The following is a 14753-nucleotide window of genomic DNA, read 5'->3' as shown; positions in this document are numbered from 1 at the left end:
GCGTCACGCATGGTGCCACTATGTCGATTGCGGGGACACGCGTTATAGTCGCGCCATGACCGAAGATCAGCCTCACATCCTGGTCGTCGACGACGACACCCGCCTGCGCGAGCTTCTGCGCAAGTACCTCGCCAGCAACGGCTTTCTGGTCAGCACCGCGCGTGACGCCGCGGATGCCCGCGCGCAGCTGGGCGGGCTGGCCTTCGACCTGCTGGTGCTCGACATCATGATGCCGGGCGAATCCGGGCTGTCGCTGACCGAGTCGCTGCGGCGCGAGCGCGACCTGCCGATCCTGCTGCTGACCGCCCGCGACGAGCCGGACGACCGCATCGCCGGGCTGGAGGCCGGGGCCGACGACTATCTCGCCAAGCCCTTCAACCCGCGCGAGCTTCTGCTGCGCATCAACTCCATCCTGCGCCGGCAGGCCGCGCGTCCGCCCGAACCGGCGGCACCGCCTGCGGTGCCCGTGCGGCTCGGCCCGCTGACCTATCTGCCGGACCGGGACGAGTTGCGCCAGGGCGACGAGGTGATCCGCCTGACCACGGCGGAGGCGAGCCTGCTGCGCATCCTCGCCGCCTCGCCCGGCGTCACCTTCACGCGCGAGGAGCTGACGGAGCGCAGCAAGGTCGCCGGCAACGCCCGCACCGTGGATGTCCAGGTCACCCGCCTGCGCCGCAAGATCGAGGCCGACCCGCGCGAGCCGCGCTACCTCCACACCGTCCGCGGCGAGGGGTATGTGCTGAGGCCCGATCCTTGACGGCGGCATCGGACCGGACGGTCGCGGCGCGGCGGGCCGAACGGCGGCGGCGCACGCCGTTCCTGAAGCGGTTCCTGCCGCGCACCCTGTTCGGCCGGACGCTGCTGATCATCGTCACGCCGGTGATCCTGGCCCAGGCTGTGGCGACCTGGATCTTCTACGACCGCCACTGGGACACGGTGACCAACCGGCTGGCCTATGCCGTGGCCGGCGACATCGCCACCGTGATCGCCATGATCGAACACGACCCGTCGCAGGAGGGGCGTGACTGGACGCTGGCCACCATAGCCCGCACCACCGATCTGATCGTCACGCTTGAGCCGGATCAGGTCCTGCCGGATCAGCGCCGGCGGCTGAGCGGCCTGCTGGAACGCACGCTGGGCAAGGCACTGGACGAACGGATCGGCCGGCCCTTCGCCATCAACACCCGCGTCGCGCGGGAATGGTACGAGATCCGGGTGCAGATGGCCGACGGCGTGCTGTCGGTGATGTCGCCGGAGCGGCGCCTGTTCACGCCGACCAGCTACATCTTCATCCTGTGGATGGTCGGTTCGGCCGTCGTGCTGTTCGCCGTGGCGATCCTGTTCATGCGCAACCAGATCCGCCCGATCAAGCGGCTGGCCATCGCCGCCGACGCGCTGGGCAAGGGCCGCGACGTTTCCAACTTCAAGATGGAAGGGGCGACGGAGGTGCGGCAGGCCGCCTCCGCCTTCCTGCTGATGCGCGAACGCATCCAGCGCCAGATGAACCAGCGGACGGAGATGCTGGCCGGCGTCAGCCACGACCTGCGCACCCCGCTGACCCGGATGAAGCTGGCGCTGGACATGATCGAGCATCCCGACCTCGACCCCGAGGTGGAGGAGTTGAAGGCCGACGTCGCCGAGATGGAGCAGATGATCGAAGGCTATCTCGCCTTCGCCCGCGGCGAAGGGACGGAGGCGGTGCAGCCGACCGACCTGACCCGCCTCCTGAACGAGGTCGCCGCCGGTGCGCGGCGCGACGGGACCGAGGTGACGCTGACGGCGCCGGAGGGGCTGGTCCTGCCGCTGCGTCCCAACGCGGTCCGCCGCTGTATCGCCAACCTGCTGGTCAATGCCGGCCGCCATGCCGGCACCGCCTGGGTCAAGGCCGAACCGAAGGAGGGCGTGATCGAGATCACCGTCGACGACGACGGCCCCGGCATCCCCGCTTATCTGCGCGAAGACGTGTTCAAGCCCTTCTTCCGCGTCGACAGCAGCCGCAACCTGGACACCGGCGGCTCGGGCCTGGGGTTGACCATCGCCCGCGACGTGGCGCGCAGCCATGGCGGCGACATCACGCTGGACGACAGCCCCTATGGCGGCCTGCGCGCGGTGATCCGGCTGCCGGTGTGACCGAGTGATGCCGGGGGAGCGGACGGCGCCGTGTTCCCCCGGCGACCCCGATTTCAGGCCGCCGCCTCCCTTTCCGGCAGCCTGCCGCCACGCGTGGCGAGCGTCGCCATCACCGTGTCGATCAGCGCCAGCCCGTGGCCGCCGTCGAGCGTCAGGATCGATTCGGGGTGGAACTGCACGGCGGCCAGCGGCAGCGTCCGGTGCTCGATCGCCATCACCGTTCCGTCCTCCGTCTCCGCCGTCACCCGCAACTCCGGCGGCAGGCTGTCGCGCTTTGCTACCAGCGAATGGTAGCGGCCCACCCGCATCCCCTGCGGCAGCCCCTCGAACAGTCCGCAGCCCTGATGAATCAGGGGAGAGGCCTTGCCATGCATCGGCTCCGGCAAGCGGTCGAGCGTCGCGCCGAAGCTCTCGGCCATCCCCTGCAGCCCCAGGCAGACGCCGAACACCGGCACGCCGAGGTCCAGCGCCGCCTGCACGCTGCCGCCGACATCGAAATCCGCAGGACGTCCCGGCCCCGGCGACAGCACCAACAGGTCGGGCGGATCGTCGCGCAGCGCCGTCCGCGCATGGGTGTGGCGCAGAGTCGTCACCGTTGCCCCGGTCCGGCGGAAATAGTCGGCCAGCGTGTGGACGAAGCTGTCGTCATGGTCGACCAGCAGCACCCGCCGCCCCTCCCCGCTCCGCCGGGCCGCCGCCGACGGTTCGGTGGCGACCAGCGCCAGCCGCGGCGACGCCCCGTCCCCCCGTACCGCGTCGAGGAAGGCGGAGGCCTTCAGGCGGCATTCCGCATCCTCCGCCTCCGGGTCGCTGTCGGACAGCAGGGTCGCACCGGCGCGGACGAAGGCGACCCCGTCTTTCATGCGGATGGTGCGCAGGGTCAGGCCGGTGTCCATGCCGCCGTCGAAGCCGATGCGCCCGAAGGCTCCGCCGTACCAGCGGCGCGGCGACTGTTCGGTGTCCTCCAGAAACTGCATGGCCCAGCGCTTCGGTGCGCCGGTCACCGTGACCGCCCAGCTGTGGGTGAGGAAGGCGTCCAGAGCGTCGAAGCCCTCGCGCAGCCGGCCCTCCACATGGTCCACGGTGTGGATCAGGCGGGAGTACAGCTCGATCATCCGCCGGCCGACCACGCGGACCGAGCCGGGCTCGCACACCCGCGCCTTGTCGTTGCGGTCGACGTCGGTGCACATGGTCAGCTCCGCCGCGTCCTTGGCGGAGTTCAGCAAGGTCAGGATCTGCGCGGCATCGCCCAGCGCATCTGCGCCGCGGGCCACCGTGCCGGAGATCGGACAGGTCTCCACCCGCGCCGCCGTAGTGCCCGATCCAACCCGGACATACATTTCCGGACTGGCGGCGACCAGGAACTCGCCGTCCCCCAGATTTATCAACGCCTCGTAGGGGGCCGGATTGGCGGCGCGCAGCCGGCGGAAGATGGTGGAGGGACTGTCGGCGCAGGGCTCGGCAAAGGTCTGGCCGGGCACCACCTCGAACAGGTCGCCGCGACGGAAGGCCTCCTTCGCCGCCCGCACCACCTGCTGGTACTCGCCCGGCGCATGGTCGCACTCCGCGGCGGCATTGGTGTCGGGTCGGTAGGCGTGGACCCGGCCACCGCCGGCAACCCCCTCGGTGGAAACGCCGTTCACCACGAACTCGTAGGTGAAGCGGCGGGCCATCCCGGCGCCATGATCGACGACCAGCAGCCGGTCGGGCAGATAAAGCACGAGGTCGCGCTGGTCGTCCGGCCGCTCCAGCCGGCGCCGGATCGGCTCGAACTGGAAGGCAAGATCGTAGCCGAAGGCACCGTAGAGGCCGAGGAACGGCTCGTCCGGGCAGGAGAACAGCGCCATCAGCGCCCGCAGCACGCTGAAGACCGACGGCTGCCGGCTGCGCTCCTCCTCCGCGAAGACGCCCGTCGGCCGGCGGACCAGCGCGGTGATGCGGCCAGCCGTCACCTCCAGCCCGACCAGCGCCTCATGTCCGTCCAGTGCGTCGGCGATGGCGGGCAGCAGAAGGCGGCCGCGGGGATTCAGCGCGTCGATGCGCACTGTCCGGCCGCGCGCGGTCACCGACAGGGGCGGATCGACGAAGCCCATGGCCTGACGGCGGTAGCGGCCGAGCGCCTCCACTCCGCCCGACAGCAGCAGGCCGCGCCGCTCGTCCAGCGCGGAGGCGAGCGTGTCGAGCGCGTCGGCGATCCCAACCGGTTCGGCGGTGCGGCGCAGCCCAATCCCGCCGCCGGTGATGGCGGAGAACGGGTCGAGGAAAGCCGGATCGGCCAGGAAGATATGGGAGGGAAACAGGTGGGAGGGCGTCATGGCGGCGGGGCTCCTGTTCGGGCGTCTTGTCGGTGACGCCGCACGGTGCTTCCGCCTGCTTGTCCGTCTTTCCCTTCGGTGACCCGCTGCCGGGTCAGGAAAAAGGCCGCTCCGGATGCACCGGGCGGCCTTTTGTCGTCAATCCACGTTCACACGCGTCGCCAGGCCGGCCCGTTGGAGACGGGCCACCACCAATGCTGCGACAGGAGAGGCGAGGACATGTTCATGCCGACAACGGCACCACATGCCACCGCCGGCTGTCAAGCCCTGGCGTTCACGCACCCTCGCGCGGTGGAGCGACGGCGTAGCTGCTGAGGTCCTCCTTGCGGCGCTCGTCCGACGGCAGGCGGCCCTTGACCAGGAAGCTGATGTTCTCCGCCACGTTGGTGGCATGGTCGCCGATGCGCTCGATCGACTTGGCGGCGAACAGCAGGTGGGTGCAACCGGTGATCTGGGCCGGCGTTTCCATCATGTAGGTCAAGAATTCACGGAACAGCGCCGTATAGGCCGCATCGACCTCGCCGTCGCAATCGCGGACGGAGGCGGCCAGATCGGCGTCCTGTTCGGTGTAGGCGCGGCGCATGTCGCCGATCATCGCCTGCACCATGCGGCCCATCCGGACCAGCGAGGCGACCGGCGGCGCAACCGGCAGGGTGGCCAGCGTGACCGCCCGCTTGGCGACCGAGCCGGCGAAATCGCCCATCCGCTCCAGGTTGGAGGCGATCTTCAGCGCCGCCACGATCTCGCGCAGGTCCTTCGCCATCGGCTGGCGCAGAGCCAGCAGGCGGACGGTCATCGCCTCCACCTCCATCTCCAGCCGGTCGATCTCGGCGTCGCCCTTCAGCACCTCGCCCGCGATATCGGCGTCCGGACCGGCCAGCGAATCGAGCGCGAGCCCGACCTGCCGTTCCACCAGCTCGCCCATGCGGTCAATGGCGGTGCGCAGCGCCGCCAGTTCGGTGTCGAACGCCGCAAGCGTGTGTCCACCCGACATGATCCCCAACTCCTTGCTGTGACAGGCGGTCCGGTGCCCGACGCCCCGGAGATGGGGGGCGGGCGCCGCCGCGCCAAGCCGCCGATGCACTGGAAGCGCACTGGAGGCGGCCTTAACCTTTGGCATAGATTATTTCTGGACACTGGTCTATCGATGGACCACGCAACCAGACAGACCGGACAGGACCGATGACACCGCACGAGTTGGTTGCCGTGCTGGAAAAGCACGAGCGCTGGCTGAAGAACAAGTCGGGCGGTTCGCGCGCCAACCTGACCATGGCGAACATGGAAGGCTCGAACCTGTCCGGGGTGAACCTGGCACAGGGCAAGCTGTCCGGCGCCAATCTGTCCCATTGCGACCTGTCCAACGCCAACCTCAGCACCGCGGACCTGTTTGCCGCCCACCTGACCAAGGCCGACCTGTCCGGCTGCAACCTGTACCGCGCCGATCTGCGCGGCGCCCACATGCGCGGCGCCAAGATGAAGCGCGCCATCCTGAAGGAGGCCGACCTGCGCGGCGGCGCCCTGCTCTATGGCGGGCAGGGCGGCGGCAAGGGGGGCAAGGGGCTGGATTTCGTCCGCTCCGATCTGGCCGGCAGCGATTTCGACGATGCGTCGCTGACCAACGCCAACCTGTCGGGTGCCGATCTGACCGACGTGTCGATGAACGGCGCCGATTGCGAGGGTGCGCTGCTGACCGGCGCCACGCTGATGCGCGCCAGCATGAAAAGCTGCAATCTTGCCCGCGCCGACCTGCGCGGCAGCAATCTGTCCGGCGTGAACCTGCAAGGGGCCGTTCTGCGCGACGCCAACCTGACCGGCGCGATGCTGGCCGGCGCCAACCTGCGCAATGCGGACCTGCAGGGTGCCAAGCTGGAGGGAGCCGATCTGGCCGGCGCCGACACCACCGGCGCCAATCTGGCGCGGTCGGCCGACAATTTCTCCGTCCAGATCCAGCAGGCCCTGCACAGCCACTACACCTGGATCAACACCAACGGCACGATGGGCGCGCGGGCCGACCTGACCGGCGCCGATCTCAGCCACATCGACCTGTCGGGCGTCAACCTGTCCGGTGCCAATCTGAAGCGTGCCAACCTCAGTGGCGCCAAGCTGCGCGAGGCGTTGCTGATCATGTGCGACATCTCGGAGGCGGTGCTGGCCGGCGCCGATTTGGGTGGGGCGATCCTGGACGGCGCCACGTTGCGCGGCGCCAGCATGGACGGGGTGCGGCTGGACGGCGCCGGTATCGGCTGGGTCGACATCAAGGGGCCGGACGGCCAGCCGACCGGCCGGCTGTGGGCGGCGAACTTGACTGGCGCGCGGCTGACCAACGCGTCCTGCATCCGCACCAACCTGCGCGGAGCCAACCTGTCGGGCTGCGATTTCGCCAACGCCAACCTGACCGGCGCGATCCTGAGCGACGCGAACATCCGCGACGCCAAATTCACCGGAGCAAACCTGACCGGCGCCAGCCTGCCGCCGCCGCCCGACCCGGACGACGATTGAGGTTGCTTGAAGTCTGGTCTCTTGACGTGCGGGAAGATGGGCGGCGGCAGGCCGCCCGGTTCACTCGTCCTCGCCGTCGCGGGCGGACGCCGCTGCGGCGTTTAGGTTTGAACCGACGCGGCGCAGCACGTCCAGAGTCACATCCAACTCGTCCGGCGTGATGCCTTGAATGGCAAGCTGAGCGATTTCCGACGCGCTGGGCATCATCGAATCGCGAAGCGCCCGGCCCTTGTCGGTCAGGAAGATGTTCATCTTGCGGCGGTCGTGGCTGTTGCGCACCCGCTGGACCAACCCCTGCCCCTCCATCACGTTGACAGCGGTGACGGTGGTCGGCTCCATCATGCCGACGCGGTGGCTGAGTTCGCGTTGGGTCAGGCCGTCTTCCTCCCATAGGGCGCGCAGGAAGAACCATTGCCCCATGCTGACGCCCGACCGCGCGATGCGCGTCTGCAGAGCACGGGCGAATGCGCGGTTCACGTCACGGACGACGAACGATAACGCACCGTCGGCCGAACCGGCCGCATCCTCCGAACCGTCGGGGCGCTCCGGCTCCCACCCCTTGACAGACGCCTCCATACCGACAATCTCTCTGCCGTCGTTACCGATCCAACAACCATTCCCGCCCACCGGGTGCAAGCGCCGGGCGGTTGCCCGTGAGGGTACCCGGCAGCATAGCGTCGGTCGGATCCATGCCTTCCTGGTGATACCACCTTGACACGAATGGTCCTGGCTGCGTCATCCAATCATAACGTGCTGTGTGCAAAGCGCAAATCAATTGCGTAGCCGTCGGTCGCAGGCATGCAATGATATGTCGGTCAAAGGATCGGCAAATTTCGTCCAACTTAAGCAGAACAGCGGCTCGGATACGGTGCATGGCCGCCTTGTGTGCAGTCGATCTTTTCAGACCAGGCCTGGGTTGCCATATCCGCATATGATGACGGGCGCGAAGATTAACGTTTGGATCGGTTTTATTTGGCAGATTGCATCTACGAATCGCCGAAATGTGAACATTTCGCTAAAATCCACCGAAATCCCGCCCTGGCGCTTGTATCCGCCGCGACCTTTGGTCACACAGACGTCAATCGCCACAGACACTTGCCGCAACAGGAGCCAGCGACCGCAATGACCGCTTCGCCGACCGTCCCCTCGTCCCGTACCGTCACCGTCGCCGCCACCCAGATGGCCTGCAGCTGGGACCGTGCCGCCAACGTCGACGGCGTCGAATCGCTGATTCGCGAAGCGGCCGCAAAGGGTGCGCAGATCATCCTGCCGCAGGAACTGTTCGAGACCCCCTATTTCTGCAAGGACCAGAAGCAGTCGCTGTTCGAACTCGCCGCCCCGGCCGAAGGCCATCCGGTGATCGAGCGGATGCGGTCGCTGGCGCGCGAGTTGTCGGTGGTGATCCCCGTCAGCTTCTTCGAAAAGGCGCGCAACGCCTATTACAACTCCATGGCCATGGTCGATGCGGACGGCAGCCTGCTGGGCATCTACCGCAAGTCCCACATTCCCGACGGACCGGGCTATCAGGAGAAGTTCTATTTCAGCCCCGGCGACACCGGCATCCCGGTGTTCAAGACCCGTTACGCCACCGTCGGCTGCGCCATCTGCTGGGACCAGTGGTTCCCGGAGACCGCCCGCGTCATGGCGCTGAAGGGCGCGGAGATCCTTCTCTACCCGACCGCCATCGGGTCGGAGCCGCAGGACTCCTCCATCGACAGCCAGGGCCATTGGACCCGGGTGATGCAGGGTCATGCCGGCGCCAACCTGATGCCGCTCGTCGCTTCCAACCGCGTCGGGGTGGAGCCGGGGGAAAGCTGCGCGCTGACCTTCTACGGCTCGTCCTTCATCGCCGGGCCGCAGGGCGAGATCGTGGCGCAGGCCGACCGCGAAAGCCGCACGGTGCTGACCGCGACCTTCGATCTCGACCGCATCGCCGCCCAGCGCGCCTCCTGGGGCGTCTTCCGCGACCGCCGTCCGGAACTGTACGGCGCCTTGCTGACGCTGGATGGAGAGACCACGCCGCGGCGCTGAGCATCACGGGCGGAGCGGAGCGGCGGCCTCATTGCCGCACCGCTTCAGACCGTCAGCCCCCTTCCTGCCTGGCCATAACCCAGGGACTGCGCCGCCCCATAGGCCGCGGCGGCGCGTCCGGCCGCAGCGTCCCCACCCTGCCGGCGCTGCTCCGCCTGCGCCTGCAGCTTCGCCGCATCGGCTTGGGCGGCGACGCGCATGTCCTGCGGCGAGGGGTCGGCGGGAGCGAGGGCGGCTGCCTTCACCTGTTCCATCTTGGCGACGGTTTCGGCCGGCTCCGATTCGGAACTGACGTCGATCGGCACCTCGCCCGCGGTGGCGTAACTCTTGCCATCCGGCCCGCGCGTGTAGGTGAAGGACGCACCGCCGGCATGACTGCCGCCGGCCGCCTGATGCGCCGCCTCGTGCTGGCGGACGTTGGCATCGACCTGCTTGAGCTTCTGGACCTGCTGCTGGGCCGCGTCGGACAGGCTCACCGTGTCGGTGGCCCCACCGCCGTCCTTCGCGCCGGACGCGCCCGTGCCTTGGCCGCGTCCCTGGCCCCGAGGCGGCTGGTTGCGCGGAGTGCCGTAGGTCCCGATGGACAGGCTGGAGATGGAAAGGTCGGCGGCCACCGTCCACATCCTCAAGAAGGGTCCGGTTCTCCGTTCAATTTAGGACGAATCGGCCTCACGGGCAACGGCAAGGCCGTTCCGTCCCCGCGGGTCCTGCTCAACCCTGCTCGAAGCCGGTCAGCACATTGGCGACGTTCACGCCCAGATCGTCGACGGCATAGCCGCCCTCCATCACGAACAGCGTCGGCAGGCCAATGCCGGCGATGGCGGACCCCATGCGCAGGAAATCCTCCGACAGCAGCCGGAAACGGGAGATCGGATCGCCGCCATAGGTGTCCGCCCCCAGCGACAGGACCAGGGCGTCCGCCCCGAACTCCCGGATTCGCGCGGCGGCGGCGGCCAGCGCCTGGGCGTAGCCGGTCCAGTCGGTGCCCCAGGGCAGCGTGAGGTTCAGGTTCGCCCCTTCCCCCGCCCCGGCGCCGGTCTCGTCGGCATGGCCGCAGAAATAGGGGAACTCGTCGATGGGATCGGCATGGATCGACACGAACAGCACGTCGCCGCGCTCCCAGAAGATCTCCTGCGTGCCGTTGCCATGGTGGTAGTCGACGTCCAGCACCGCCACCCGCGCGGCCCCGCCGTCGCGCAAGCACTGCGCCGCGATGGCCGCATTGTTCAGGAAGCAGTAGCCGCCGTAGAAGGCATGTCCGGCATGGTGGCCCGGCGGGCGGCAGAGGGCGAAGGCGCTGCGATCGCCGGCCCGCAGCCGGTCGGCGCCGGTCAGCGCGCAGTCCGCCGCGGCGGTCGCCGCCTTCCAGGTACCGGCGGTGATCGGCGTCCCGGCATCGAAGGAATAGAAGCCGAGTCGCCCGTCGATGGACCGCGGCACCCGCCGCCGCGACATGCCGGGCGCCACCCAGTTCAGCGGCAGCGCATCGATGTCCGCGCCATGCTCCTTCACCCACTCGTCCCAGGCGGTCTGGAGAAAGCCGAGGTAGCCGGCGTCATGCACCCGCTCCAACGGGGCGAGGCCGTGGCGGGTGGGTTCGACGATGGGCCCGAGCCCCAACACCTCGATCCGCGCCCGCACGATGTCGGCACGCGCCGGCTTCTCGTAGCAGGGGACGAGCTGGCCGTCGTTGAGTTCGGACCGGCCGGCCTGCAGCCGGTGCTCTTCGCTGTGGATGACGATCACGCCACTGGCATCCTTGTGTTTTCCGGCCATCTGCCGGTGCTTTGCCGCTCCACGGTCTCGCCGCAGCAGCGCGACTGACGGACGGTTCATCATATCCCCACCTGCCAGTGCACGGATGCCACCCTTTTGCATGGCGCCCTGGATGCAGAGCATTGCCTTCCAGTTGAATACACTCGATAGTGTTCACCGGTTTTTGCTCGCTTAGGGCGGGTGAATGACAGGATATTTGACATCGATGCTGGCTGCTGCGTGCAGGATATTCGCCCGTCTCGCACCGGGGGCGGTGCCTTTGCTGTGGGCGTGCGCCGTGTTTGCCGCCGGGCCGACGCGAAGCGATACTCTTTTGCCGCCTTCCATCTCACCTCTGGAAGCCGCCTTTTCCGCCCGCGCCGGCGAACCGCTACGCCAGTTCGGCTACGACCTGTTCGCCCCCGCACGAGAATCGGTGGCGACCGACGAGAGCGCACCCGGTGCCGTTCAGGGCGATTATGTACTGAACACCGGCGATGCGGTGACGGTGACTCTCCGCGGCCAGAAGTCATTCAGCAAGCGATTCGCCATCGACCGCAACGGCCAGCTTGTGGTGGACGACCTGCGCCCGGTCACCGCCGCAGGCCTGTCGCTGGATGCCCTCCGGCGGGAGCTTGCCGCTGCGGTCGCCGCGACCTGGCCCAACACGGAAGCCTTCGCCACCCTGGCGGAGGTGCGGCGGATCGGCGTGGTGGTCACCGGCGTCGTGCAGCGTCCCGGACGGCAGGAGGTCAGCGCATTCGCCACCGCTCTCGACGCCCTGTCGGCGGCCGGCGGGGTGGAGCGCAGCGGCAGCTTGCGTGCCATCCGCCTGATGCGTGCAGGCGGCAGCATCGCCGTGGATCTGTATGCCCTGCAGCTGGCCGGGGACGCGGGCAATGCCGATCAGCCGCTGCGCGACGGCGACCGCCTGTTCGTTCCACCGCTGGGCGCCACGATCGGTGTCGCCGGCCCGGTCAAGCGGCCGGGCATCTATGAGCTGCCGCCCGGCAGCGGTCCGCTGTCGGCAGCCGAATTGCGCGAACTGGCCGGCGGCGCGTTGTGACCCGGCCGTGCCCGGCTGCTGCGATTCGGCATCGGCCCGTCCGGCGAGGAGACGACCGAGGAGGTCGCAGACGCCAATGCCCGCCGGTTCGGCGACGGCGACCTGCTGCTGCTTGCCCCAATGCGCGAGGACCGCCGGGATGACGTGCGGCTGGAGGGACATGTCCTGCGCCCCGGTCCGCGCGCCCTTCCTCAGGGCGGGACCATCGGCGGGCTGCTCTCCCGCAGCGATCTGCGGCCCGCCCCCTATCTGCCTTTCGCGACACTGGAGATCAGCGACTCCGCCACGGGGGCGCGAATCCTCCACCCGGTCGATCTCTCCGCCGTGCTGAACGGGCGAGACCGCCGCCGGGTGGCGGAGGGCGACATCCTTTATGTGCTGGGGGCGGGCGACATCGATTTCCTGACGGCGGAGCCGGTTCTGGCCCTGCTTCGCGGGGAGCGGCAGCCGCCGGAGGGCGCCTGCCCCGGTCTGGTCGCGCTGGCCCGCATCCTTGCCGCAGAACCCGATGGGCCGCTCGCCACCGGACCGCAGGCGCGCGCCGCCGCCGGGCTGACCGGCTCACGCGCCCCTTGCCCGCCGCTGTTCGCCGCGGTGCCCGACCTGCTTCCCCTGGCGCTCCGCCATGCCGTGCTTCGGCTGTCCGGCGTCCCGCGCCCCGGCTTCTATCCGGTCGTGGGCGCCGCCAACGAGGCAAGCACCGGTGCCCGCGAGACCATCGTCGAAACGGATGCACCGCAATTTGAGCTGATCGGCCATGTCCGCCGCCCAGGCACTCGCCGCCTGACCGCCGGGATCACGCTGCGGAGTGCGTTGGCGGAGGGGAAAGCCCTGAAGCGCGACGTCTATCCGTTGCTGGGGATCGTGGAGCGCTATGACCGGCGCAGCCTGACACGCGCCTACCTGCCCTTCTCCCCGCAGGAGGTGGCTGCCGGGCGTGCCGACCGTGGACTTGTCGACGGCGACCGCATCCACCTGTTCGCCACCGACGACATCCGCGGCCTGGTGAAGCCCACCGACGCCGGCACCAATGCCAAATCCACCGCATCAGCCGAGGGAGAGGCGGCGGACGAACCGCCGATGCTGGCCGCATTGCTCGATCCCGCTATCGTCGCGTTGATCGGCGAGCGGTCGGTGCAGGTGCGCGGCGCCGTCCGCGATCCCGGCGGCTATCCAATCGCCGACCGCACGCCGCTGTCCGCGCTGGTCGCCGTCGCGGGCGGGCTGTCGGCCGACGCCGATCCGGCTGCGGCGGAGCTGACCGCTGCGACCGGCAGCCGAAGCATCGTCGATCTCGGCCGCGACGGAGCGCACACTGCCGGACTCGGCGATGCATTGCGGATCAATCCACGGCCGCAGGCACTGGAGTCGCGCGCCGTTGCCATCGATGGGGCGGTGCGCCGTCCCGGCCGGTACGATATCGGCCGCAATGAGACGCTGTCCTCCCTGATCGCACGGGCCGGCGGCCTGCTGGAGGATGCCTATCCAGCCGGAGCCGTCCTGACCCGCGAGAGCGAGCGCCGCCGCGAAAAGGATCAGTTCCAGCGTCAGGCGCGGGAACTGGAACGCACGCTGGCGCTGGAGGTGGAAAAGGGCGAGCCGGTAAAGGCGGAGAATGTCGCGCTGGCCCGGCAGCTCGCCGCCCAGCTTCGCGGTGCGGAACCGCTCGGCCGCGTGGTGGTGGAAGCGGATCCGGCGGTCCTGCGCACGCGGCCCGGGTTGGATCCGCTGCTGGAGCCTGACGACCGCATCGTGATCCCCAAGCGGCCGCTGACCGTCGCGGTCGCCGGCGAGGTCCTGCACCCCACCGCCGCACAGTTCGTCAGCGGCAAGAGCGCGGAGGATTACCTGAGCGAGGCCGGAGGACCGACCCGTGATGCCGATACCGGCCGCAGCTTCCTGGTTCTGCCCGACGGCCGGGCGCGTCCGTTGGCCTTGTCCTCCTGGAACCATCGGGTGGAGGCAATTCCGCCCGGTTCTATCCTGGTGGTGCCGCGCGACCCGCGGCCTTTCGATGGACTCGACGTCGCCAAGACCTTCGGCAATATCCTGAGCCAACTCGCCATCACCGCCGCTTCCGTTTCGGTGATCGCACGATGACCACGGCTCCCCCTCTCCGCCTTGCCATCCTGACCGTGGTCCGTAACGACCGCACCGGCTTGATCGACACCCATGAGAGCTTGCGGGGGCAATTGGGGCCGCAGGTCGCCTGGCTGGTTGCCGACGGCGGATCCACCGACGGCACCGCGGAATGGCTGGCGGACCACGCCGATCTGCCGGTCTGGTGGCGGTCCGCCCTGGACCGGGGGCTCTATGCGGCGATGAACGATGGGCTCGATACCGCCCGGCGGCTCGGCTTCAGCCATGTGCTGTTCCTGAATGCCGGCGACCGGCTGGCCGCTGCGGACACCGCCATCCGGTTGCTGCAGGCCACCGGCCGCCATCCCGGTGCCGCCCTTTTTTACGGCGATGCGCTGGAGCGGCAGAGCGACGGACGTATCCTGTTGAAGCGCGCGCGGTCCCACCGCTGGGCACCCTTCGGCATGTTCACGCACCATCAGGCCATGATCTACAGCGTACAGGCGCTCTCGGGTCTTCGTTTCGATCCCGCTTTCAGGATCGCGGCCGACTATGCCTTCACGCTTGCCGCCCTGGGTCGCGGACCGGCGGTCCGGCTGCGGTTGCCCGTATGCCTGTTCGCCCCCGGCGGCCTGTCGCAGCGCGATGCCGCCACGGGCCGATGTGAGCAGGAGGCGATTCGACGCATGCATCTGGGGCAGAGCCCGGTGTGCGCGACGGCGGTTTCCGCACTGCAACGAGTCGCGCTGGCAGTGCGTCATCATTTTCCCACGGCTTACGCGAAATTACGTTTCCGATGCCCGGAAACTTAATGTCTTTCGTGCATGGCTTCCCACTTCCACCCAAACGGACCGTTGATGCGCACAAATGGTTGCATA

The 14753-nt window shown here is 68.9% G+C and carries 12 protein-coding genes; 7 read left to right on the top strand and 5 right to left on the bottom strand.

Features of this window, described 5'->3' with window-relative positions:
- Positions 1-55: 55 nt before the first annotated feature.
- The gene (locus ACWPKK_RS05225; RefSeq protein ID WP_310113881.1) at positions 56-757 is read left to right on the top strand and encodes a response regulator; all 702 of its coding nucleotides are present in this window, start codon (positions 56-58) and stop codon (positions 755-757) included.
- Positions 754-2130 carry an ATP-binding protein gene (locus ACWPKK_RS05220; RefSeq protein WP_452001510.1) on the top strand — a complete coding sequence of 459 codons (1377 nt, stop codon included), beginning with the start codon at positions 754-756 and terminating at the stop codon, positions 2128-2130. The genes ACWPKK_RS05225 and ACWPKK_RS05220 overlap by 4 nt, the downstream gene beginning before the upstream one ends.
- A gap of 53 nt (positions 2131-2183) precedes the next feature.
- On the opposite strand, the gene ACWPKK_RS05215 is transcribed toward ACWPKK_RS05220, so the two are convergent.
- Together ACWPKK_RS05215 and phoU are read right to left on the bottom strand one after the other, a co-directional pair.
- A complete protein-coding gene (locus tag ACWPKK_RS05215) occupies positions 2184-4445 on the bottom strand; it encodes an anthranilate synthase (RefSeq protein ID WP_452001509.1) in 2262 nt (753 codons plus the stop codon).
- 274 nt (positions 4446-4719) lie between these two features.
- Positions 4720-5439, bottom strand: a complete 720-nt coding sequence (gene phoU, locus ACWPKK_RS05210; RefSeq protein WP_149223506.1) for a phosphate signaling complex protein PhoU — start codon at positions 5437-5439, stop codon at positions 4720-4722.
- A gap of 188 nt (positions 5440-5627) precedes the next feature.
- Here phoU and ACWPKK_RS05205 point away from each other — a divergent pair, with 188 nt between their 5' ends.
- Positions 5628-6944 carry a pentapeptide repeat-containing protein gene (locus tag ACWPKK_RS05205; RefSeq protein ID WP_324871401.1) on the top strand — a complete coding sequence of 439 codons (1317 nt, stop codon included), beginning with the start codon at positions 5628-5630 and terminating at the stop codon, positions 6942-6944.
- Positions 6945-7004: 60 nt separating this feature from the next.
- Here the strand turns inward: ACWPKK_RS05205 and ACWPKK_RS05200 are convergent, their stop codons facing one another.
- Complete coding sequence (locus ACWPKK_RS05200; protein ID WP_452001507.1) at positions 7005-7520, bottom strand: MarR family winged helix-turn-helix transcriptional regulator; 516 nt, start codon at positions 7518-7520, stop codon at positions 7005-7007.
- A gap of 546 nt (positions 7521-8066) precedes the next feature.
- Here ACWPKK_RS05200 and aguB point away from each other — a divergent pair.
- The gene (gene aguB / locus ACWPKK_RS05195) at positions 8067-8975 is read left to right on the top strand and encodes an N-carbamoylputrescine amidase (RefSeq protein WP_452001506.1); all 909 of its coding nucleotides are present in this window, start codon (positions 8067-8069) and stop codon (positions 8973-8975) included.
- Between the two features lie 44 nt (positions 8976-9019).
- Here the strand turns inward: aguB and ACWPKK_RS05190 are convergent, their stop codons facing one another.
- Complete coding sequence (locus ACWPKK_RS05190; protein WP_452004719.1) at positions 9020-9598, bottom strand: putative metalloprotease CJM1_0395 family protein; 579 nt, start codon at positions 9596-9598, stop codon at positions 9020-9022.
- An 88-nt stretch (positions 9599-9686) separates the two neighbouring features.
- Positions 9687-10751 carry a histone deacetylase family protein gene (locus ACWPKK_RS05185; protein WP_452001504.1) on the bottom strand — a complete coding sequence of 355 codons (1065 nt, stop codon included), beginning with the start codon at positions 10749-10751 and terminating at the stop codon, positions 9687-9689.
- 313 nt (positions 10752-11064) lie between these two features.
- On the opposite strand from ACWPKK_RS05185, the gene ACWPKK_RS05180 reads away from it, so the two are divergent.
- From ACWPKK_RS05180 to ACWPKK_RS05170, 3 genes are all read left to right on the top strand, one after another.
- Positions 11065-11796 (top strand): SLBB domain-containing protein, encoded by a 732-nt coding sequence (locus ACWPKK_RS05180; RefSeq protein ID WP_452001502.1) that lies wholly within the window; start codon positions 11065-11067, stop codon positions 11794-11796.
- 120 nt (positions 11797-11916) lie between these two features.
- On the top strand, positions 11917-13896 hold the full coding sequence (locus ACWPKK_RS05175; protein WP_452001501.1) for an SLBB domain-containing protein: 1980 nt from the start codon (positions 11917-11919) through the stop codon (positions 13894-13896).
- A complete protein-coding gene (locus ACWPKK_RS05170) occupies positions 13893-14687 on the top strand; it encodes a glycosyltransferase (RefSeq protein WP_452001499.1) in 795 nt (264 codons plus the stop codon). Before ACWPKK_RS05175 ends, ACWPKK_RS05170 begins: the two co-directional genes overlap by 4 nt.
- Positions 14688-14753 lie beyond the last annotated feature (66 nt).

This window comes from Azospirillum largimobile, assembly GCF_977007025.2.
This window is presented reverse-complemented; position numbering and strand designations above follow the sequence as displayed.